This window comes from Mycolicibacterium chlorophenolicum (assembly GCF_001044235.1).
In the GTDB taxonomy this organism is placed as follows: Bacteria; Actinomycetota; Actinomycetes; order Mycobacteriales; family Mycobacteriaceae; genus Mycobacterium; species Mycobacterium chlorophenolicum.
The window spans coordinates 1-21,528 of record NZ_JYNL01000004.1 but is presented as its reverse complement, the minus strand read 5'-3'; the positions used below and the strand labels follow the sequence as shown (position 1 = coordinate 21,528).

The 21,528-nt window shown below is 64.9% G+C and carries 18 protein-coding genes and 3 pseudogenes; 15 read left to right on the top strand and 6 right to left on the bottom strand.

Going from position 1 to position 21,528, the window contains the following annotated elements:
• Positions 1 to 12 precede the first annotated feature (12 nt).
• Together MCHLDSM_RS01720 and MCHLDSM_RS37615 are read left to right on the top strand one after the other, a co-directional pair.
• Positions 13 to 951 (top strand): GDP-L-fucose synthase family protein, encoded by a 939-nt coding sequence (locus tag MCHLDSM_RS01720; RefSeq protein ID WP_082168653.1) that lies wholly within the window; start codon positions 13 to 15, stop codon positions 949 to 951.
• 15 nt (positions 952 to 966) lie between these two features.
• Positions 967 to 1,758, top strand: coding sequence for an LbetaH domain-containing protein (locus MCHLDSM_RS37615; protein ID WP_131722575.1), 792 nt, complete (start codon positions 967 to 969; stop codon positions 1,756 to 1,758).
• Here MCHLDSM_RS37615 and MCHLDSM_RS01710 read toward each other — a convergent pair.
• Positions 1,705 to 2,787 (bottom strand): cellulase family glycosylhydrolase, encoded by a 1,083-nt coding sequence (locus MCHLDSM_RS01710; RefSeq protein WP_060937568.1) that lies wholly within the window; start codon positions 2,785 to 2,787, stop codon positions 1,705 to 1,707. The genes MCHLDSM_RS37615 and MCHLDSM_RS01710 overlap by 54 nt on opposite strands.
• A 386-nt stretch (positions 2,788 to 3,173) precedes the next feature.
• Here MCHLDSM_RS01710 and MCHLDSM_RS38005 point away from each other — a divergent pair, with 386 nt between their 5' ends.
• The 5 genes from MCHLDSM_RS38005 to MCHLDSM_RS01685 all read left to right on the top strand — a co-directional run bounded on the left by MCHLDSM_RS38005 (position 3,174) and on the right by MCHLDSM_RS01685 (position 8,664).
• Positions 3,174 to 4,511, top strand: coding sequence for a hypothetical protein (locus tag MCHLDSM_RS38005; RefSeq protein ID WP_053082821.1), 1,338 nt, complete (start codon positions 3,174 to 3,176; stop codon positions 4,509 to 4,511).
• Complete coding sequence (locus tag MCHLDSM_RS38000; RefSeq protein ID WP_048468605.1) at positions 4,508 to 5,437, top strand: glycosyltransferase family 2 protein; 930 nt, start codon at positions 4,508 to 4,510, stop codon at positions 5,435 to 5,437. Before MCHLDSM_RS38005 ends, MCHLDSM_RS38000 begins: the two co-directional genes overlap by 4 nt.
• Positions 5,434 to 6,297 carry a glycosyltransferase family 2 protein gene (locus MCHLDSM_RS01695; protein ID WP_082168663.1) on the top strand — a complete coding sequence of 288 codons (864 nt, stop codon included), beginning with the start codon at positions 5,434 to 5,436 and terminating at the stop codon, positions 6,295 to 6,297. Before MCHLDSM_RS38000 ends, MCHLDSM_RS01695 begins: the two co-directional genes overlap by 4 nt.
• 229 nt (positions 6,298 to 6,526) lie before the next feature.
• The gene (locus tag MCHLDSM_RS34830) at positions 6,527 to 7,282 is read left to right on the top strand and encodes a polysaccharide deacetylase family protein (protein WP_053082820.1); all 756 of its coding nucleotides are present in this window, start codon (positions 6,527 to 6,529) and stop codon (positions 7,280 to 7,282) included.
• A 23-nt stretch (positions 7,283 to 7,305) separates the two neighbouring features.
• The gene (locus MCHLDSM_RS01685; protein WP_048468720.1) at positions 7,306 to 8,664 is read left to right on the top strand and encodes a lipopolysaccharide biosynthesis protein; all 1,359 of its coding nucleotides are present in this window, start codon (positions 7,306 to 7,308) and stop codon (positions 8,662 to 8,664) included.
• A gap of 18 nt (positions 8,665 to 8,682) precedes the next feature.
• Here the strand turns inward: MCHLDSM_RS01685 and MCHLDSM_RS01680 are convergent, their stop codons facing one another.
• On the bottom strand, positions 8,683 to 9,624 hold the full coding sequence (locus tag MCHLDSM_RS01680; RefSeq protein WP_109788724.1) for a GNAT family N-acetyltransferase: 942 nt from the start codon (positions 9,622 to 9,624) through the stop codon (positions 8,683 to 8,685).
• A 224-nt stretch (positions 9,625 to 9,848) separates the two neighbouring features.
• On the bottom strand, positions 9,849 to 10,523 hold the full coding sequence (locus MCHLDSM_RS01675) for a hypothetical protein (RefSeq protein WP_048468604.1): 675 nt from the start codon (positions 10,521 to 10,523) through the stop codon (positions 9,849 to 9,851).
• Positions 10,524 to 11,371: 848 nt separating this feature from the next.
• Here MCHLDSM_RS01675 and MCHLDSM_RS01670 point away from each other — a divergent pair.
• Both MCHLDSM_RS01670 and MCHLDSM_RS01665 read left to right on the top strand, forming a co-directional pair.
• Positions 11,372 to 12,796 (top strand): hypothetical protein, encoded by a 1,425-nt coding sequence (locus tag MCHLDSM_RS01670; protein ID WP_048468603.1) that lies wholly within the window; start codon positions 11,372 to 11,374, stop codon positions 12,794 to 12,796.
• Positions 12,797 to 12,926: 130 nt separating this feature from the next.
• Positions 12,927 to 13,634, top strand: coding sequence for a hypothetical protein (locus MCHLDSM_RS01665; RefSeq protein ID WP_048468602.1), 708 nt, complete (start codon positions 12,927 to 12,929; stop codon positions 13,632 to 13,634).
• A 19-nt stretch (positions 13,635 to 13,653) separates the two neighbouring features.
• Here MCHLDSM_RS01665 and MCHLDSM_RS01660 read toward each other — a convergent pair whose 3' ends face one another.
• Positions 13,654 to 14,586 carry an MPT63 family protein gene (locus tag MCHLDSM_RS01660; protein ID WP_048468601.1) on the bottom strand — a complete coding sequence of 311 codons (933 nt, stop codon included), beginning with the start codon at positions 14,584 to 14,586 and terminating at the stop codon, positions 13,654 to 13,656.
• 605 nt (positions 14,587 to 15,191) lie between these two features.
• Here MCHLDSM_RS01660 and MCHLDSM_RS40035 point away from each other — a divergent pair.
• Both MCHLDSM_RS40035 and MCHLDSM_RS01650 read left to right on the top strand, forming a co-directional pair.
• On the top strand, positions 15,192 to 16,394 hold the full coding sequence (locus tag MCHLDSM_RS40035) for a hypothetical protein (RefSeq protein ID WP_048468600.1): 1,203 nt from the start codon (positions 15,192 to 15,194) through the stop codon (positions 16,392 to 16,394).
• 166 nt (positions 16,395 to 16,560) lie between these two features.
• Positions 16,561 to 17,058, top strand: a complete 498-nt coding sequence (locus MCHLDSM_RS01650; RefSeq protein WP_234713819.1) for a hypothetical protein — start codon at positions 16,561 to 16,563, stop codon at positions 17,056 to 17,058.
• Between the two features lie 13 nt (positions 17,059 to 17,071).
• Here the strand turns inward: MCHLDSM_RS01650 and MCHLDSM_RS01645 are convergent, their stop codons facing one another.
• Both MCHLDSM_RS01645 and kstD read right to left on the bottom strand, forming a co-directional pair.
• On the bottom strand, positions 17,072 to 17,944 hold the full coding sequence (locus MCHLDSM_RS01645; protein ID WP_048468598.1) for an enoyl-CoA hydratase ChsH3: 873 nt from the start codon (positions 17,942 to 17,944) through the stop codon (positions 17,072 to 17,074).
• A gap of 3 nt (positions 17,945 to 17,947) precedes the next feature.
• Positions 17,948 to 19,630, bottom strand: coding sequence for a 3-oxosteroid 1-dehydrogenase (gene kstD, locus MCHLDSM_RS01640; RefSeq protein WP_048468718.1), 1,683 nt, complete (start codon positions 19,628 to 19,630; stop codon positions 17,948 to 17,950).
• 72 nt (positions 19,631 to 19,702) lie between these two features.
• On the opposite strand from kstD, the gene MCHLDSM_RS01635 reads away from it, so the two are divergent.
• The 4 genes and pseudogenes from MCHLDSM_RS01635 to MCHLDSM_RS38900 all read left to right on the top strand — a co-directional run.
• Positions 19,703 to 20,488: a 2-keto-4-pentenoate hydratase gene (locus tag MCHLDSM_RS01635; RefSeq protein ID WP_048468597.1), complete on the top strand. Its 786-nt coding sequence runs from the start codon at positions 19,703 to 19,705 to the stop codon at positions 20,486 to 20,488.
• Positions 20,489 to 20,496: 8 nt separating this feature from the next.
• Positions 20,497 to 20,664 (top strand): annotated as a pseudogene (locus MCHLDSM_RS40290) (acetaldehyde dehydrogenase (acetylating)); the annotation flags it as partial.
• A 117-nt stretch (positions 20,665 to 20,781) separates the two neighbouring features.
• Positions 20,782 to 21,279 (top strand): annotated as a pseudogene (locus MCHLDSM_RS38905) (acetaldehyde dehydrogenase (acetylating)); the annotation flags it as partial.
• A gap of 1 nt (position 21,280) precedes the next feature.
• A pseudogene (locus MCHLDSM_RS38900) lies at positions 21,281 to 21,528 on the top strand (acetaldehyde dehydrogenase (acetylating)); the annotation flags it as partial.

Genomic DNA, 21,528 nt, shown 5'->3' with positions numbered 1-21,528 from the left:
TGAGAGGCACTCGTGCACAACGGACCTAAAATCTACGTCGCCGGCCACCGCGGCATGGTCGGATCAGCCATCACGCGTCGTCTCCTCGAGGAGGAGAACGCTCATGTGATCACTCGCTCACACGATGAGCTGTCCTTGGACGATGCGGCAGCGGTGGAGGAATTCTTCGCTGCAGAGCGGCCCGATGTCGTGGTGCTCGCCGCGGCGAAGGTCGGCGGCATCATCGCCAACGCAACGCTGGGGGCAGACTTCATTCGCGAGAATTTGATGATTCAGACGAATGTCATCGACTCTGCATATCGCAACGGAACTCAGAAGTTCATGTTTCTCGGATCCAGTTGCATCTATCCCAAGTACGCCGAACAACCGATCACTGAGGAGGCCCTTCTCACCGGTCCCCTGGAGGAGACGAACCGGCCGTACGCAATCGCGAAGATCGCGGGCATCACGATGTGTGACGCCTATGCCCGGCAGTACGGCTTCAACGCGTTCGCGGTGATGCCGTCGAACGTGTACGGGATAGGGGACAACTTTCATCCGGAATATTCTCACGTTGTCGCAGGCCTGATGCGCCGGTTCCACGAGGCGAAACTGTCGGGTCAGCCGAAGGTTGTCGTGTGGGGGAGCGGATCGCCCCTGCGAGAACTCGTCGACGCCGATGACCTGGCTGATGCCTGCGTCTTCCTCCTGCGCAACTACGACGACGGTGGAATCGTCAATGTCGGTTCGGGACAGGAGATCTCGATCCGCGATCTGGCACTGTTGATGAAGGTGGTCGTGGGATACGACGGCGAGGTCGAGTTCGACGCGACCCGGCCGGACGGCACACCGCGCAAGATCATGGACAGCAGCAAGTTGAGGGCACTCGGTTGGCAGCCCACGCTGACGATCGAGGCCGGGCTGAAGAAGATGTACGCCTGGTTCGTCGAGTCGCAGGCCGACGTCTGCTGAGAAGGAGGCTGGTCTGTGAAGAAGAGAATCGAGATGCTGGTCTGGCTTCTGCCGAGCAGCACGCTGAAGAACAGGCTCTTGCGGATATTCGGCCACGATATTGCTCCGTCTGCCCGTATCGGGCCACTCCTGGCGGTGAATGTCGGCCGCGCCGTCGTCGGTGAGCGCGCAACGATCGGCCCACTGAACATCTTTCGGAGTCTTCGTCTGCTGAAAGTGGGCGATGGAGCGACGATTGGATCGCTCAACACGATCTCTGCGCATCCCGCGTATCAGGCGTTGCACCCAGATGTCGGAAGTCTTGTCATGGGTGACGGCGCGATCATCACGAGTCGACACAACATCGACTGTTCCGGGAAAGTTGCGATCGGCGACATGTCCGGTATCGCCGGCCAGCGAACAACCATTCTCAGCCACGAAATCGACATCATGCTCAACGTGCAATCGGCAGGATGGGTCACCATCGGTGAGCGTTCCGTAGTCCTGACCAACTGCCTGGTGTTGAAGGGTGCGGTGCTGCCGCCCCACTCGCTGCTGGTCGCGAACTCGATGCTGAGCCGGCCGAGGAAGGCGAATCCGGCCCCGGGCATCTATGGCGGGTCTCCCGCCGAGTTCATCAGATCCAATTGCCTGGAGGGTGGAAGTTGGTTCGAGCGGAAGGAGAGCGCGACGACCACGCTGAGGGTGGACCTTCCCCGCAGCATGAGGTCAAACGACCGTCGCCGAGCATTCGTCGTCACACCGTCGTCACCATCAACCGAGAAGGGCTTGGACGGCTGCGAGCGCCGGCTTGGCTGTGAAATCTGATTGGACCAGACCGTAGTTGTATTCCACGTTGCGGCTTCCCGTTTCGACATCGCGGAAGTCGAAGAGGAAGATGGGGCCCCCGTTTTGAAGAGACCGCAGGTAATTTATCCCGTTGGTCAGGATCTCGCTCTGACGCTGCGGGGACACGCCGACCTGCTGACCGGAAAGATCCGGAGCCACAGCTCCGGGCGTGGCGGTCGACGCACCGAACTCTGTGAACCAGATCTGCTTCCCACCCTGGCCCTCACTCGCCATCAGTTCGCTGACGTCTTTGATCGCTCGGTTCGAGTTCGAGGTATCCGACGTGCCTTCGGTGGTCAGGAGCTCGGGCGTGCTGTACGGGTGCATGGCGACCGCATCGAAGAAGTCACCTGCGCCATTGTCGTACAGGCCCTTGACGAAGGTGACGGGCGACATTTCCGTGGGATTGTCCACCGCCGGAGACGTACCGCCGGTGACCACCACCGATTGAGGATCGACGCTCTTGATGGCCTGGTAGGACGCCTTGAGCATCGACGAGTACAAAGCCAGATTGGGCCCCGGCGCGAAGCTGTCGTCGATGTTCGGCTCGTTCCAGATCTCCCAGTTGCGAATGACATTCGAGTAGCGCTTGGCGGCTTGTGCGACGAAGTCGGCCCAGGGCCCCGCATCGGCCGGCGCCGGGTGGACGAGGGTCCGGTATTGCGGGGGAACTGCCCAGGACGGCGCATAGGACAGCACTCCGAGGACCGCCAGACCTCGGCTGGCCGCACCATTGACAAGCGAATCCGTTTCGCCCCAGTCGAATTGCCCCGGCGTCCGTTCGATGAGATCCCATTCGATCTGAATCCGAACCGCCCTGAAGCGGTCGGCTGCAATCTGGTCAAACTGCCTGTCTCGGGTGGCGGAGTCGGTCAGCGTGACGGCGTTCACTCCGACGAGGCCCGGCGGCAGAGCCGCGGTCGAGGGCATCGGCCTGGCGAAAGAGTCCGGCGGCGTGACCGTCTGGCATCCGACGATCACGATGACCAACCCGACGATGGCCAACACGGCCAATCGCAGGACGTGTGCGGGGCGTCGGCCCCTCAGGACATTCAACGTCTGGCTCCCCTTCGATCGACAACCCGAGAATCGGGCGGTACAGGTGGTCTCCGAGCAAGGATGCCCGGCGAGCGGCTGATCTGCAACGGTTTGCTCGATCGATCTCAGATACGCGATTCGATCGATGGATCATCACCCTTTGCGGTCAACGCCCCCGATGAGCGCGGCGCGCACACTGAATTTGCCGAAGTGATTTCGTACAGAAGTTGTGCGAACTACGATCAATGCATGAGGCGCTCAAGGAGTTTGCCTGCTACTCCGGTGGGGCATCGCACACTTCAGTTCGGCGGAGCAGGTGGCGCTGTCTCGATACTCGCCGGAATCGGATTGCCGCAATGAACGGGGTGGTTGCGAGAAGCAGGCCGATCGTCGGCGACGACGCTGAGAGCTTCGTCGTCCCAGGCGTCGTCGCTGCACCTTCGCGCGGGTCGTTCGAGAGGCGGCGAACAAGCGCACGTCGAGCGCTCACCGTTCTGGTGCTGATCGCAGTGGGTGCGACATCGGCTGTTCAGATCCAGGGTTTCACCCTGACGATGCTGGCCCCGGTTTGTCTTCTTCTGGCGCCCGCATTGCTCTTGACGCGCCCGTCGCTCGGGCAGTGGCTACCTCTCGCCCTTGCTGTGATCGGGTTCGCCGCGTTCTGCGTCTCGGCCCAGATCAACCATCTGAGTCTTGTTGACCAACGAGTGCAGCAGTGGGCGGCGTTCGCACTCTATTTCGTGGGGTTCCTGGTCCTCGCCGGTAGAGATCTCCTCCGCATCTTCTCGATCTACTGCGGGATCGCGATCGGCGCAGCGGCCTACAGCATCCTCCCCGGTAGCGCATCCGCAGGCTTCTACGGGTCGACGGCGGATGTATGGAAATACGGTGTGGGACAGTGGGTCGTCATCATCTTGCTGTTCTGCCTGGTTCTCCTCAAAGTCCCCCTACCGCTTCAAGCGCTGTCGCTACTGCTCATCGCAATATTCAGTCTGAGCGCGGATTACCGATCACTGGCGACGAACTGCGCTCTCGCCAGCGTGATCACGTTGGTGGGATGGCTCGCCGCCAACCGCGTTCCCCGTTGGGCACAACTCGCGTTCGTCGCAGTATCAGCAACGACGATGTATGCGATAGTGCCGCGCCTGGCCGCCGACGGACTCCTCAGCGATGCGATCAAACGGAAGACGGAAGCTCAACTCGCCGAGGGTGTCCCGCTGATACTTGCCGGCCGAACGGAGTCGCCGCTGTCGATCTCGGCCATCCTCGACCGCCCCTGGTTCGGTTGGGCCAGTGCGAACAACATCAGCGCAGAGGTTTTCGACCGCGCCAAGTCACTCGCGATCTCCCTTGGCTTCGATCCCGCCGTGCCCATCGAGAGCGGCTGGTACTTCGCCAACGGAGACGTTTCCCTCCACTCGGTGTTGCTCGGTTCATGGGCGGAAGGTGGACTGTTCGCCGCGCTGCTTCCACTGGGACTGGTCATCGCAGCGCTGGCCATGGTCTGGAACGCCTCGCGATATGGGCGTTGGTCCGTGCTGGTGATCACCGTGTCACTGCAGGCGGTCTGGGATCTGTTCTTCTCACCCTGGTCCTACGGATTCCTTTCCGGCTTCGCCATACTCGCGGTTGTCTTCGCAGCGAGGCACATGCCCTCGCAGTCACACTTAGACGTCAAGGAGGTCGGCCGATGAGTCTCGAGCCCACGGTGAGCGTCATCATTCCCACGGTCGGCAGAGCGAGTCTGCGCACCGCGGTCGAATCCGCGCTGAATCAGACCGTCCCACCCCTGGAAGTCATCGTCGTCGTCGACTCCGACGGCGAACCGGACCTGCCGGAATCCGATGCAATCCGCGTACTACGGACTTCAGGAGGAGAGGGTCCCGGGCGCGCCAGACAGCTGGGGATCGACTCTGCGAACGGCACCATCATCGCGCTCCTCGACGATGACGATCTCTGGAAGAAGGCCAAACTCGAGAAGCAGCTCGCCGCAGCACCCGATTGTCGGGACCGTTGGATCGTTTCCTGTCGTTACGAGCGACGGGCAGACGGTCAGAAGCCGCTGACGATGCCGAGCAGGCTGATCGATCCGCACGAACGAGTGGCTCCTTACTTGATGCAACTGGTCTCCATGAGACGAGCGCGACCTTCGCTCGCTGTTCCGACACTCATGTTTCCCAAGACAGTTGCAGACGCGGTGCCTCTGTCGGCGTCGGCCGGCTCCATCCATGACGACCCGATGTGGTTGATGAAGGTCCAGCACGAACTGCCCGATCTGCCCATTCTTCAGCTTCCTGACTGCCTCGTCGAGGTCAACGTGACGGCCAACTCGACGTCTCGTCCGGGGGTGGATCGCAGCGCCGACTACATCGACTGGGGAATAAGCGAACTCGCTGACGAATCCAAGCGCGTGCGGGGTGACTACTTTCTCTACAGCCCCGTCAGTTCCGCCCTCGAAGCAGGCTCGTTCCGGAGCGTTTTTCGATCGGTTGTCGCGAGTGTCCGATGGGGTCGACCAGGGGTCTGGGCATGGATCTTCGCATCGTCGGCGACTCTGCGGATCGCACTGCGAAAGGCGCGAACCTCGGTGAGGAAAGCTTCGAGGGAGGCGGATCAATGAGTTCTGCGCCGACTGTTTCGGTGATCACCATCACCATGAATGATCTCGAAGGTCTGAAACGAACCGTCGACAGCGTCAGGGCCCAGCGTTACGTTGGACCCGTCGAACACATCGTGATCGACGGGGGATCGGGTGACGACGTTGTGGACTACCTGTGCCAGATCGAGTCCGGCCTGGGGTACTGGCAGTCCGAGCCCGATGGCGGGAGATACGACGCGATGAACCAGGGGATCGCCCATGCATCGGGGGATCTGCTGTGGTTCATGCACTCTCGTGATTGTTTCTCCGACGCGGACTCACTCGCCCACGTTGTGCAGACGATCGCCGACCATGGCCCCGTGAAGGACCTGTGGGGCTACGGCATCGAGAACCTGGTCGGGCCGGACGGCGTCAGCGTCGGACTGCAGGCACCCATGCCTTTCGACATGCGCAAGTTTCTGATGATCCAGGCGACCATCCCCCATCAAGCATCCTTCTTCGGATCGTCGGTGGTCAGGAAGCTAGGTGGATACGATCTCGAGTTCGAGATCGCCGCCGATCAACTGTTCATGCTGCGCGCGGCGTTGGTGCACGAACCCATCACGATCGAGCGCGTGGTGACCGATTTCGACATCACCGGCGCCGGCTCGGCACGCTCGGTCGATGACGTCTTCGACGACATGCGGAGGATATGGGACTCGGTCGGCTGTTATCCGTTCAACGGACGGCTGACCTCCCGCGCCGTCCTGCGCTGTTGGGAATACGCCGTGAAAGCGAAGATCGCGGTGCTCCCGGCGGTGACCGCCATGAGAGCGCGGTCGGTTCACTCGCCCGGCAACAAGCTCCGGCGGAAAGTTCCGTGCAGCGATGCGCGACTGTGACCATGACCGGGCTTCGCGCGCATCCCCGTCGGCGTGGATGCGGATTGACGACAGGCTCTTACGGTGTTCTGAGACCGAGAAGCGAGGGTACGACTGGGTGGAGGCAGTGGCATTTCCCGTAGGTAGTCGGGTGATGGATGCGCTGGCATCGCCGGGGGGCGAGAGGATGCGTGGGTCCAGCCGGAGGGCCACAAACAGTTTGTCGTTCGAAAGTGTGACTGGGGGAGTAATGAACGATCCGTTTGCCCGCAAGAGTGGCCTGCAGCGCGCCGCGCACAGTGCCGTCGATGCTGTCGTCGGTACCCGTTGGGGGTCGATCCGGAGTGTGCGGACGTACCGGCCACTCGTGGCCCTGACTTTCGATGACGGGCCCAGCAGTGAGTGGACCCCGAAGATACTCGACATTCTCGCGCAGTATTCTGCGCACGCAACATTTTTCATGCTGGTGGAGAGCGCTCGCCGGCTGCCGGAGTTGGTGCATCGCGTCGTCGCCGAGGGACACGAGATCGGTCTGCACGGTTACGACCACCGCAGGCTCGCCGGCGGTTCGCGGCGATCAACGCGCCTGATGCTCGCCGCAGCGGCATCGGAACTGGCCACGATCTCCGGGCAACCTGTCAAGTATTTCCGTCCCCCCTTCGGCGCCCAGACTGTGGGCTCGTTCCTGGGTGAACGCGATGCCGGCCTCGAGACGGTGATGTGGGATCTGGACAGTTTCGACTGGAGCGGGTTGGGAGAGCGGGAGGTGGCGTCCGAGGTGATCGACCGAACCGAACCAGGGAGCATTGTGCTGTTACACGACACCCTCGCCGATGATCCCGCCTGTACGTTCGATCGGGCGGCCGCCGCAGAGTTGATCATCGATGGGCTGCGGCGGCGTACCCTGCAGAGCACCACAGTCTCCGGGCTGTTGGAATCGGGCCAGGTGCAGCGCGCCGCCTACTTCTCCCTGTCGACCTGGCATGGTTCCAGTGCGAACTCCTGACCGCAGTCAGACAGGGCACAGTGATGACTTCCACTGACGCCGTTCGCTATGACGCGTCGCTTCAGCCCGCCGAACGTAAGGCGATCGTGCTGGGGACGACGTTCCGCATCGTCGGCACGCCGTTGGTCGCGCTGATCGGACTGGTCAACACGGCAATGATCGTTCGCGAAACCGGAGAGGCGGTTTTCGGGGTCGTCTCACTCATAACGACGCTCAGCCTGCTCATCCCGTTCGCCGATCTCGGAATCGGCGCCGTTGTGACCAGTGCCTGTTCGAGGGCCGGCCGGCTGACGGACGACGGCGTGGCTCTGGCCACCGTGCAGCGTGGTTTGCGCATGCTGAGTGCGGTTGCAGCCGGGTTGATCGTGATCAGCCTCGCGGTCATGGCGACGGATTCATGGCACCTGCTGATCGGAACCAACACAGGCTCGGCTGACCGCGTCGCGATCACGGTCGCCGTTTGTCTGATCGCTCTGGGAATCCCAGCTGGTATCGGTATCCGGATCATCATCGGTTTGAACATGAATCCGTTGGCAGTGCTGATGACCATCGCCAACGCAGCGTTCACCTTGCTGTTGACGTTGGCCCTGAAAAGTGTCGGGGCGGAGGGCATTTGGTACGCGATATCAGGTGCCGGCGGGGTACTCGCAGGGAACTGCGTTGCCACGATCTTCGCGTTACGGGTCAGTGGTCTCGGGTGGGCGTCGTTCGCGCGCCCCAGCGTGGAACATTCCAGACGCAAGGTTCTGCACGGCTCGTTGTGGATGTTCGTGTTGAGTGTCGGTCTACCGCTGGGCCTTCAGTCCCACCGACTGATCCTCTCGCACGTCTCAACGCCACAAGAGCTCTCGCGCTATGCGTTGACAGCGCAGATCTTCGGCGTGGTGTGGATGGTCTTCGATACGGCAGGGATGGCGCTGTGGCCGGTCTTCGTCAAAAGGCGGTCAGCCACGGTCGCTTCTACTCAGTTGTGGCTGAGGTCGGTAGCCGCATTCGGGATCGTGTCCGCAGTCGCCGGCGTCGGCATCGTGGCATTCGCACCGTGGGCCACCTCAGTGCTTTCGGGCGGCCTGGTCGTCGCGCCGCGGGCATTGGCGGTTGCGTTCGCAATGATGCTGTTCGTGGAATGCATCCACCTGCCAGGTGGGGTGATGCTGACGATGCCGCGTGAGGCCCGGTGGCAATCGTTCTGCATCACGGTCATGGGAGTGACGGCTGTGCTGCTGGGCATCTGGTGGGGCGCAAGGTGGGGCGCCACCGGCGTGGTAGCCGCAGCGGTCGTCGCTATGGTGGTGGCGCAGGTGATTCCGGACTTTGTCTGGATTCCGCGGATGCTCAGGGCGCGAGAACTGGATGTCCTCAACGGCGGCACGCAGAGATGACGCCCGCCACCCGGGTAGCTACCTGCGTGCTTCGCGTGCCGCGAGGGCGCGGTACCCCGTCGCCCGCATCGCGCTCAGTTTCGGTTTGAGCGGAGAGTCTTTCAGTCGCGCAATCGCGGTTCGCTGGGCGGCGATGCGGGCCACTCGCAGCTTTCGTCTCCACGGCGCGGCCGTGACCTCCCCCTGGGCCACCGACACCGCGCCGGTCATCGCCCGCCGCTTGTAGTCCTCCTCGCCGGGGCCGAGATCGATCCGAGCCAATCCCAGCTCTGGGGCGGCGGAGATCAGCTCCCGCAACAGAATCCACCCGGGGGCCAACTCGGCGTACGACCTGTCGAATACCGGGAACCACCAATGCAGAACCGGACCGTCACGCAGACCGAAGTGCGCCGCGAGCAGCTTATCTCCCGCGTAGACCGCTGACAGCATACCGGCAAAACCGTCGGCTCTGGTTTGGGCCAGATGGTGGACCAAGTCCCGACGGCGACGCATGGCGAAGAAGTCATATGCGCCGGTTGCGGCGTACTGGTCGCGCTTGGTGTCGATCAACCAGTCCAGCAGATGGGGATCCCTGGCATCCCACACGAGACGCACCTCGCCGAGTTGACGTGTCGCCTTGTTGGTCATCCGGCGCACTCGCGAAAGCTTGTCCCGACTCGCCTTGCTGATCCGGCCCACATAGCCGTCGAGGCCGCCGGTGACGTCGATGAAGGGCGCTTCCAGATATCCGTCGACCCATGGCGCGAAATCGGTGCGCTCTTCTGAGATGTGGTCGAAGGTCAGCGCCCGCAACCCGGTGGTGCGTACCAGTTCGAGGGGATCCACAGGAACACCCGGCGGCGCCACCGGTCCTTGGAAGTCGGCACCCGGCCAGCCGACCGGCCGCGCGCGCCGCTTGTGCACCTGCATCGGGAACCAGACATGCCCGTCGTTCACAGCCACCTGCACGTCGCCGAACATCGCGTGCACCGCGCCGGCGAAGGCCGGATGGAAGTACGGGCTGTCGAGGGCCGGATTGCCATCGCGGACATCAGACCACGCTTTTCGTTGATTCGCGTCAAGCGCACCGAAATCCGTCAGTGTCCATGCCACAGAGGTCAACCTACATGGAAGAGCGGAAACTCTGCTGCTCTTCGCCTCACGTGGGCGCTCGCCGGGTGAGTTCCGGTCGCCCGCAATTCACTTCACTGCCGTGGCATGGGCGGATTGACGGGATCTGACGATGCACGCCATCGCTGGATCTCCACGCGAGTATCGGTACTGGCGTTGCCGTAGAACTGCTCGACCGTCACATACGGAGCCGTCACGTCCTTGATCTGAGGATGCGTGAACGGACCGTATACGGCGCCGGTCGGTCCCAACACCCACGCCTGGCCCGCCGCCTTGTCGACGTAGACGGCAACGTGCTGAGTTTCGGTTGTGAAGCGGCGCCCGTATGGCACATTCGCAATGACCGCCAGACCATGGTTCTGCCATACGCCGTACTCGAAGTGATCATCGAGGAACACAACGTGCGCCGGACTGTCCGGTGTGAGTGTGTCGCCCAGGTAGCCAGACGGGATCGCCGTTGCGTACAAGCCCAAAGCCAGCGCGCCGCTGGTGGTTCCACCGGATCCCAAATTCCAATCAGCCTCGACATAGGAGGCGGTGGCGCCCAACTGCGCGGTGGCGTACCCGGCACCGCGGCCCGGGCCGTTGTACGTGATGATCGACCTCCCCCCGTAAATGGTGGGGCGGGCCGCCTCGTTCGGCGTGTAGGTGAGAATCGCGGTCTGCCCGGAGTCGAATACAGCAGGATGGCTACCGTTCGGCTCAGTGCTGTAGTCCTGGTAGACGTCAGAATTCGCCGTCGGCGACACGCACGTGCACAGCAGGACACACAGAATCGCTCCGCACGTGGTACGAAACGACCCTTCCATGAGGCACTTTCCCCACCTCCAGGCAGAGATCCGCCCGCGACCGCTTCCATCGTGCTTCGCCGGCGCGCCCGGCACGTTCCGGTGATTTACCGACGAGGGGAGTGGTCTCGTCATCAACGCCCTTCGGTCGGTGTGCCACCTTGACCAGGACTGGATTATCGCAGACACAGCGGTGTCGCCGCGAGACTATCGCCAGGTCGGGCCCGAAGACTCCGGTAATCGAAGGGGTTGCGGACAATCCTCCTTCACCGACGCCGATCGTCTGTCGCAGCAACGATGATCTTTGTTCCAAGAGGTATTTGCTGTCGATAGTTTCTTCGGCAAATCCGAGCTGGTCCGGCATGCCGGGATCCATGCAGTGCGGCAGAGAACTAGTTCCTACCTAGGTACCGGCACGCGTGAGACGGCGGCCCGGTCAGATCGATGAGCAATCCTTGAAAAGCTGCAGATTCGGAGAAAGTCGACGAGCGATCACATGCGGAGATCGCCTTGGGCCGCAACGTCCGCACCCGCCGTTGGCGCTGTCGTCGTGGTCGACGAATCGGGCCGGCCATCGTCTGTCTGACTTCTTAACTGAATTGACTCACGATGATATTGACACCCTGTCTGGCAAAGTCCTACGCTGTTCCCACAACACCATTGTCGGCGGGACGCCATGAGGCCATGCGCAGTGCAGTCGAAGACAGCGAATGCGTGCAATCGCGTCACTGTTCCACCTACCTGATGAGACTCCGGCCACTCCGGGCACGTGGTTTGGCCTAACGACCCAAGATCGAGGAGGGTGGCCTGTGAGCGAGACGCCGCGTGTTCGCAAATCGGATCCGTTGACGGCGATTCGAAAGGTCGTCGACCACCCTGAGCTCATCGGCGACCACATGTCCAAAGGAACCCGTCGCGGTTTCCTGCTGTTTCTGGTCTCGGGTATCGCGATCCAGACGTGGGCTCTCATTCCGACGACGGTGCCGGCCGGGATCTACGTTGCACTCCCTGATATGGCGAAAGTTACTGCTGTTGCCGGTGACTCACCGAGGAGAGGTGTCGCCACCGGTCCGATCGATGTCCGCAGTTTTGTTAGCACCGAATCCGTGGAGTTCAAGACGTTCGCGGGTGCGAGGGTGGGACTGGCACCGGGTCCCCAAATGGCCGCCAACCCAGGACTTTTCGGTGCTCTGGGTGAGGTGCCGGTGAAAGCCAAGTTGCAAGCGTTGTTGATCCTCTTGTCTTCGAGGTTCGGTGACAGGGACGTGTCGGCATTGATCGACAAACTGCGCGCGTTGCTGGCGTTGCCCGATTCCGCGTTGGTTGCCGTACTCGGGCTTCCTGAGATGAGGGACTTGAGCAGGATGCTCGACGCCGCTTCCCTGGGAACCGTGGATCTTCCGAGGATCAAGACGGAGATGGGCAAGATCGCGCTGACATCCGCGCCCGAAACGCCCTATCAGGTCGAGATCGCAGTCAACGGTAGGCCGACTGCCAGCGTGGACATGCGCTACGTCCGCAGCGCCTCTGCGGAGTCGCTCGCTGCGAGCACGCCTGCGACAGCGCCTGCGATGGCGCCTGCCGGATTCGTCAACGTCGAGCCCGGCGTCTCGATCGTCGCCAGCGCCGTCACAGTCAGTGTGATGCGTGCGGCTGAGCCTGTGGCCGCTGCGCCGATGCTCATGACCGTAGCGGCGCCCGAGGTGTTCGCTGCGACGTTGGAGACGGTCCCGGCTCCGACAATCGCGCCGGCGCCGGTCACCATTGCGCCCGAGACGTTCGCGCCGACGACCGTGATAGCGGCGCCTGAGACGTTCACTCCGCCGACGATGACCGCTGCGCCTGAGACGTTCACGCCGACAATCGAGACGTTTGCACCCGAGACGTTTGCACCCGAGACCCTCGTGCCCTCGGTGATCTCGACACCGGAGCCGACTGAGTCGGCGCCATCCACCGTCGACTACGAAGCGCCGGGAACGGCGACGCTCGACGAGGACTTGAGTTCGGAGGACACCTCCGTGCCCCGTAGCGAGGAACCCCAGGGTGGACAGGACAATTCATCGTCGAGCGACTCCTCGTCGAGCAACGGCGCGGATTCGACGGCAAGCTCGGCATCTGGACAAGGCGGTGCCGAGGCCGGTGGCGACGCCTCGGCGGGGGGGCGAGAAACGGGCGGCGGCAATGACTCTTCGAGTGGCGGTGACGGGTCGGGCGGGGGTTCGGCCAGCCCGTAAACGGCAAGGGCACGCCACGTTCGCACCAACAGCGAGCTCGCGCATCAACTGATCGCCGCGGTGCGGGGGCGCCGTCACCTGCACGAAAGCCTCACGCGATCGAGACCCAGCACGCATTAGCCTAGTCAGCATGAGTTCCCAAGAAACGGAACCCGACGACGAGGACACCGGACCGCTGTCCGTGCGCGACGCGCGGCCGACGTCGGCGGCTGCGACGGACCGCCGATTCGATTCACCGCTGTCGGTCAACCCCCGTCCGGTCCGGCGGGACAACCGGCCGGTCGTGCTCATCGCGGCCGCCACCGCCGCCATCGTGGCCCTCGGGGTACTTGCCTGGTCGTTCTGGCCGTCGTCGCCGAACACCGACGCGCCGTCTGGCGACGCGGGCGCCACCACAAAGACCGAATCGCCGGAGCAGGCGGAGGCGCGGCTTCGCGCAATGCTGCCGCGAGGGTATGCCGCGGACTCCTGCGAAGCGGTCGTGCCCGCCAAAGGAGCGCTGGTACAGCTCAGTTGCGCCCCGAACGCCGATACTGGGGGCCCACTCTCGGCCACGTACACGCTGGCCAAGGACAACGATGCGCTCGAGGGTCTGTTCGACGATGTGGTCAACACGTCGTCAGTCGTGGACTGTCCCGGCAACATACAGTCGCCGGGACCGTGGCGACGCAATGCCACCCCACAGGAGACCGCTGGGACGCTCGTGTGCGGCTTTCAGCAGAGCAAGCCGACCGTTGCGTGGACCACGGACGCGAATCTCATGGTCAGTGCGGTGCAATCGGGACCGCAGGGTCCCAACATGGTTCAGCTGTACACCTGGTGGGCTTCGCACTCCTAGCGCGCTGGCCCGGCGGACGTCAGGCCGGGGGCGGAACGACGACGGTCGTCGTGGGGCCGGGGGCCGGGCCGGTCGCCGGAGCGGTCGCACCCTGGATCGGAGTGCCGGTGCTGCCCGCGGGCAGCGGGGTTCCCGCACTGCCGGCCGGAGCCGGGGCGACCGCGGCAGGCACCGGGGCCGGGCTGACGGCGGCCGGCACCGGGGCCGGGCTCGCTGCGGCGCCCTCGGGGAGCGGCGTGCCCGCACTACCGGCGGGAAGCGGCGTGCCCGAGCTACCCTGCGGCAGCGGGGTGCCCGCACTGCCTGCGGGCAGCGGGGTGGCCGTCGGCGCGGGGGTGGCCGAAGCCGGTGCGGCACCGGGCGTGGGTGTCGTCGACGTCTCCGGAGCCTCCGGAGACGTCTCGGCCGCGCCCGACGAGGCCGGCGACGAACCGGTGTCCGCCGGTGTGCGGGATCGGCTCGACGCGCTCGGCGGAGCGGGCGGCGCCTCCACCCACAGCAGCATCGGGTCAGGTCCGCCGGTGGCGTAGAAGACGCTGTCGGGCTTCTCGCCGGTGACGTCGAAGTAGATCTTCCCGGTGGTCTTCTCGCCCTGTGACAGGGGCGACGGATTCACACCCTGCGGCGTCGCGACGCCGAACAGCACGCGATAGGTGTCGCCGTTGCGGGCACGCGCATTCAAATTGGAGACGATGGGGGTCACCGAGCCGGCGATGGCCTCGTCGGTGGCGGTGGCCTCCCACAACGTGCCGACGGGCTGGTAGGGGATCGTGTCAGTGCTCGGCTTCAGGCCGGTGACGGTCCAGTGCTGGACGACGGTGCCGTTGACGAGTTCTCCGGGCTGTCCGAGGTACGTGACCTCCGGATCGGCCGAAGCAAACGGCGCGCCGGCCACGCCGAGGGCGGCCGCGGCAGCGGCGGTCACGGCGACTAGAGCGGGCTTGATGTTCACGACGATGTCCTCCTGGTTTCGTTGAGCGAGCAGCGAGGTTGCCCCTCGAGCAACCTAACAAACCGCTGCTAATGCCTTCGCCGCGCCAGCAGGAGAGCAATGGACGAAGGTCCGTCGCGGGTTGTCGAACCGGCTTCAGCTATCTGTGCACGACGCGAATCGAACGGTGACGGCGCGGCGTCCATCGAGTGTGAGCAGCGCGGGAATCGTTTCCGTTAGGGCAGGAACGGGGAAACACGGAGACACGGCTTGTCCCGTCAGTACTGCCAGATCGAATCGAACTCGGCGGGGTGCCGAAAGGACGACACGTGTTGTCGGGCAGTCATTCGGGACGATCGCGACGGCGGCCTGACGCATGGACCGCGGAGTTGTGATTGCGATGGGAACGATGTGCTCACGGTGTCACGAGTGGGCAGCCGGCCCACCGCAGCGCGTTCCCGCAGGACTCCTCGGTTGCGGACTCTTCGGCGCCTCCGAGGCAGGCTTTACCGCTGAGACACGAAGTGCAGCAAATGCGAGTTTTCGCTGTCGCGACGCCGACGATTGTTTAGTGTGACTGCTGCGAGAGGGGATCCGATCGCAACCGTCCAAGGGGGGTTTCTCTCATGTCAAAACATTCGCACAAGAACATGCGCCCGCTCGGGGCGCGGACCTATTTGAGAGCCGGAGTGACCGCCGGCGTCGCCGGCGCGGCGATGGCCTACGCCGGAGCGCTGTCACTCGTGCCGGCCGAGTCGACGTCTCCTGTGTCTTACGAAGTCCTGCTGGCGTCCACCGGGGAGGACTGCGCTGTCGCAGGCGCGGATTGTGTGACCGGCGACGACGGCCCGGCGAATGCTGCCATCACACCGGCGGCCGCCGTCGCACTCCGTCCGATCATCGGGCCGAACGGCTGGCTGATCGGTGACGGCGCCGACGCCGCCGACGACTGCGTAGGCCGAGCCTGCAACGGTCAACGCGGCGGGCTCCTCGGCGGTGACGGCGGCGACGGGGCCAACGGAGGTAACGGCGGTAGGGCCGGCCTGTGGTTCGGCAACGGCGGCGACGGCGGTGCCGGTGTCGAGGGCAAGAACGGTGGGGCCGGCGGTGCCGGCGGCAACGCCGGATTCTTCGGCAATGGCGGAAACGGTGGGGCCGGCGCTGACATCTTCAACGACGACGTGGACGATCCGACCACGGAGGACGTCAACGAGGCCGACGCACAAGGCGGAGCCGGCGGTGCCGGAGGTGCCGGAGGCACGTTCGGTGGCCAGGCGGGTGCCGGCGGTAAGGGCGGTGGCGCCGAGTCGGTCAACGGCAGCGCCACCGGCGGAACGGGCGGGGCCGGCGGCCTCAATCATGACCCCAATGGTGTCGCCGGTGTCGGCGGAGACGGCGGGGACGCGCAAGCCGGCTCGGGCACTGGTGTGACGGCCACCGGCGGTGACGGCGGCGCCGGCGGCACATCCTCGGTCGGCGGCACCGGTGGCGACGCGGGCAACGGCGGTAATGCGACCGCTTCCGGTGCCGCCGCGGCCGAGGGCGGCAAGGGCGGTGACGGCGGCGATGCCGGAGGCTCCGGTACCGGCGGCGACGCCGGCGACGGCGGCGATGCCACCACCGGTTCCGGAAAGGCGACCGGTGGCGACGGTGGTGACGGTGGCAACTCGACCGGCTTCACCGGAAACGGCGGCGACGGCGGCGATGGCGGCGACGCGGCGACGACAGGCACCGCCAAGGGTGGCGCAGCAGGCGCCGGCGGTGCGGGAGGCTCGCTGGGTAGCGACGGCGCGGATGGGACCGCGGGTTCCCCCGCCAGCACTCCCTAGGCAGGCAGGGAACCGGGACCCATACCGGCCCGGACCATGATGATAGTGCGGGCGTCGATGTGACCATCGGCGCCCGCACTGCCGTCGTGGCCGAATATTGTTATCTCAGAGGCGGTTTGGCCACCAGCGTGCAGCGCACCACCCGCGCCCGGCTAGTATCGCCTCCATGTCGCCAACCACGTCCGAACACTCGACACCGCGCAGGCCGATGAGCTGGATTGCCCCGGTCGCCTTGGCGGTCGCTGCGGTAGCAGTTGCTCTTGCGATCTGGGCGGTGGTGCGGTCGTCGCCCGACCGCGACTCTCAGACATCCGGTGGCCAACAGCCTGCGGAAGCGAAGACCCAAGTGTGCGAAGCATTCGACCTGGTGCGGAACGCGGTGTCGCTGCAAACCAATGCCGATCTCGGCAGGGACCAGGTGGCGACCCAGGCTGTGGCGGCCAACGCTCGCCTGGCAACCCTGGGCGGTGGCCAGTTCCTGTTGTCGAGGCTCAACGGTGGCGTGCCGGCCGATCTTGCGGACGCGGCGCGGTCCTTTGCCAACGATCTCCAATACATCGGCATGGGTCAGCTCGCCGGAGTGAAGCCTGACGACGCCGCTCAGAAGGACCGGCTGACCAACGCTCAGACAACCGCCAACCACATCGCGGATCTCTGCAAGTAGAAACCGCCGGCTGTCAGACGGGGACGAACTCGATACCGGCCAGAGCCACCGCGTCGTCCCGCTCCGGTGCGGTGACCACCGCGGAGTAGCCGGCCCGGTCGTCGCCGGAGTTCTTCCAGACGCTGACGCGCAGCGTCTCGCCGGGGAACACCACGCCGGCCATCCGCGCGCCGTAGGAGGCGCATCCGCTGACGTCTCCGTCGAGCAGGGCGTCCACCAGCGCCTTGCAGGTCATGCCGTAGGTGCACAGCCCGTGCAGGATGGGACGCGGAAAGCCTGCTGCGGCAGCGAAATCCGGGTCCGAATGCAGCGGATTGCGGTCACCGCACATCCGGTAGAGCAGCGCCTGCTGCGGTGACGTCGGGAGTGAGAGTTCGAGATCGGGCGCGCGCTCCGGCGCCGCGGACGACCCGGACGGGCCGCGGTCGCCGCCGAAACCGCCCTCGCCGCGGGCGAAGATCGATCGCTTCTGGGTCCACAGCAGCGTGCCGTCGGGATCCTTGACCTCGGTCTCGGACCAGATGACAGCGGCCTTGCCCTTGTCCCAGATCTCGGTGAAGCGGGTGACCGCGATGCCGGTGCCCGCAGGGGGGATCGGGCCGGGGACGGTGACCGCCTCGCTGGCGTGCAGCACCCTGCTCAACTCGATGTCGATACCGGGGAACTTCACCGCCGGCGGCTCGGTCATGTGGAAGCTCTGTGCCACATTGCCGAACGTCGGCAACACCTGCGGTGTGCCGTCGGTCAGATAGCGCAGCTCCCGCTTGTCCATCGGGTCGGCGCCCGCGCCGAGACCCAGGTGGTAGAGCTGAATGTCGCTGCTGCTCCAGGAGAACTCGACCGGGTCGAGTTCGGCGCCGATGGCCTCGTCGAGGTTGATGGGCACGCGTTACTCCTTGCCGGCCAGGTGAAGTGCCGCCAGATAACCGAACGTCATGGCCGGGCCGATGGTCCCGCCCGGACCGGGGTAGGTGTGGCCCATCACGGGGGCGCTGACATTACCCGCGGCGTAGAGGCCGTCGATGACCGAACCGTCGTCGCGCAGCGCGCGGCCGTGGGTGTCGGTGACGATGCCGCCCTTGGTGCCCAGGTCACCGGGGACCATCTTGGCGGCGTAGAACGGGCCGTGGCTGATCTCGCCGAGGTTCGGATTCGGCTTGTTCGTCGGATCGCCGTAGTAGCGGTCGTACGCGCTCTGCCCACGCTTGAAGTCCTCGTCGACCCCGGTGCGGGCGAATCCGTTGAAGCGCTCGACGGTGGCGGTGAACGTATCGGCGGGCAGGCCCGTCTTGGCGGCCAGCTCGGCGAGGGTGTCGGCCTTGACGATGACCCCGGATTCCATCCATTTGTTCGGAATCCGTTGTCCCGGTTGAAGTCCGGCGAAGATATAGCGGTCCCGATACTGCTGGTCGAACACCAGCCAGGCCGGGATGTTCTCGCCGGGCCCCTGGCCCTGTCCGTACTGGCCGCCGTACATGTGGTGGCACGCCTCGACGTAGGGCATCGACTCGTTCATGAACCGCTTGCCGTTCATGTTGACGATGATCGAGCCCGGGGAGTTGCGCTCCGACAGTGCGAACCACGGCGCCCCGACCAGCGGCACCGTCGGGCCCCACCACGCGTCCTCCATGACGTCGAGTGCGGCGCCCAGCTTCTCGGCGGCGACGATGCCGTCGCCGGTGTTGGCCACCGCGCCGACCGTCCACTCGGTGGTGATGGGTGCGCGCTGGTACTTGACCCGCATCTGCTCGTTGTGCTCGAATCCGCCGCTGCCCAGGATCACGCCTCGCCGGGCCCGGATCAATTGCGGCTCAGCGCTTTCCGGATCCTCGGTGTTGCGGATGTAGATACCGCGTACGACACCGTCCTCGACATACAGGTCGGTCATCGCCGTGTTCAGCCGCACCGGGACGCCGGCTTCCTTGAGGCCGATGCGCAGCGGCGCGATGAGCGCGCGGCCCATACCGACGAGGTTCTTTCCCGTCGCCTGCGCCCACATCGTGCGGGCGCCGACCTTGAGGCTGCGCAACACTCCGCGCGGATGCCGCTTGAGCTGGTTGAGCCGCACGTAGTCCTGCTGCATGACGACCACGTTGAGCGGCACCTTGCCGTACGGCGGCTCGAGGCCTTTCATGTCGGCTCCGAGCTTCTTGGCGTCGAAGGGTTTGGGTTCCACCGATCGTCCGGTGGACTTCCCGCCCGGGGACTCGGGGTAGTAGTCGGAGTAGTTCGGCACCCAGCACAGCTTCAACGGCGAGTGCTTCAGCACGAACGACAACATCTCCGGACCCCGGTCGAGATAGGTGTCGATCTTCTCGGGCGGCACCACGTCACCGATGATCGCGTGCAGGTAGGTGCGCGCGGCCTCGCGGGTGTCGCTCACCCCGTCCCGCTTCAGGATCTCGTTGTTCGGAATCCACACTCCGCCGCCCGAACGTGCGGTGGAACCACCGTAGTGCGGGGCCTTCTCGACGACTATCGTCGAGAGGCCCTGGTGAGCGGCGGTGAGGGCGGCGACCATGCCCGCGGCGCCGCTGCCCACCACGACGACGTCATACTCCTGCTCCGTCATGTAGAACACGTTATAGAATTGCCCGGCCGACTAACAACTGTGCCGGTCGACGAAACGAGGGGACTTCACCAAATGTTGCCCACCGAGGTGCGCGAGAAGCTCGCCGCCGAGCTGGCCGAGGCCGAGCGAACCCGCGAGCCGATCTCCCCGCTGACCGAGCGGCACGCCGACATCGATGTCGTCGACGCCTACGAGATCCAGCTGATCAACATCCGGGCGAAAATTGCCGACGGTGCCCGGGTGATCGGCCACAAGGTGGGCCTCTCCTCGGAGGCCATGCAGAAGATGATGAACGTCGACGAGCCGGACTACGGGCATCTGCTCGACGACATGGAGGTCTTCGAGGATCGCCCGGTCGAGTCGGCGAAATACCTCTATCCGCGGGTCGAGGTCGAGGTCGGGTTCATCCTGTCCGACGATCTTCCCGGCGCGGGGTGCACCGAGGACGATGTGCTGGCGGCGACAGCGGCCTTCGCGCCCGCGATCGAGTTGATCGACACCCGGATCACCAACTGGCAGATCAAGTTGTGCGACACCATCGCCGACAACGCGTCGTCGGCAGGGTGGGTGCTCGGTGAGGCTCGGGTGTCGCCCAAGGACATCGATATCCGTGCGATCGACGCGGTGCTCACCAACAACGGTGAGGTCGTCGCCGAAGGGCGCAGCGATGCGGTGCTGGGCAATCCGGTGACCGCGGTGGCCTGGCTGGCCCGCAAGGTCGAGAGTTTCGGCGTCCGCCTCCGAGCCGGCGACATCGTGCTGCCGGGGTCGTGCACGCGTGCGATAGATGCACCCCCCGGCAGCCATTTCGTCGCCGACTTCAGCGGGTTAGGTTCAGTACGACTGGATTTCGAATAGGAGCCTCTATGGCCGGCAACAAAGCGTCTGTGGCGATCGTCGGGTCGGGCAACATCAGTACCGATCTGTTGTACAAGCTCTTGCGTTCGGAGTGGTTGGAGCCGCGCTGGATGATCGGTATCGATCCGGACAGTGAGGGTCTGGCGCGGGCGCGCAAGCTCGGGTTGGAGACCTCGCATGAGGGTGTGGATTGGCTGCTGGCCCGCGACGAGATGCCCGACATGGTGTTCGAGGCCACCAGCGCCTATGTGCACCGGGACGCGGCGCCGCGGTACGCCGAGGCGGGTATCCGNGCCAGCAGCCAATCCACACCCTCATGCGAGCTCGCATGAGGGTGTGGATTGGCTGCTGGCCCGCGACGAGATGCCCGACATGGTGTTCGAGGCCACCAGCGCCTATGTGCACCGGGACGCGGCGCCGCGGTACGCCGAGGCGGGTATCCGGGCGGTCGATCTGACCCCGGCGGCGGTCGGTCCGGGGGTGATCCCGCCGGCGAATCTGCGCGAGCATCTGGATGCCCCGAACGTGAACATGGTGACCTGCGGTGGGCAGGCGACCATCCCGATCGTCTACGCGGTCAGCCGTGTGGTCGGGGTGCCGTATGCCGAGATCGTGGCGTCGGTGTCCTCGGCGTCGGCCGGGCCGGGCACGCGCGCCAACATCGACGAGTTCACCAAGACCACCAGCGCGGGTGTGCAGCACATCGGCGGTGCGCAGCGAGGCAAGGCGATCATCATCCTCAACCCGGCCGATCCGCCGATGATCATGCGCGACACCATCTTCTGCGCGATNCATCGGCGGTGCGCAGCGAGGCAAGGCGATCATCATCCTCAACCCGGCCGATCCGCCGATGATCATGCGCGACACCATCTTCTGCGCGATCCCCGAAGATGCCGACCACGCCGCGATCACCGCGTCGATCAAGGACGTGGTGGCCGAGGTGCAGACCTACGTGCCGGGCTACCGGTTGCTCAACGAGCCGCAGTTCGACGAGCCGTCGGTGGTCAACGGCGGCAACCACGTCGTCACCACGTTCATCG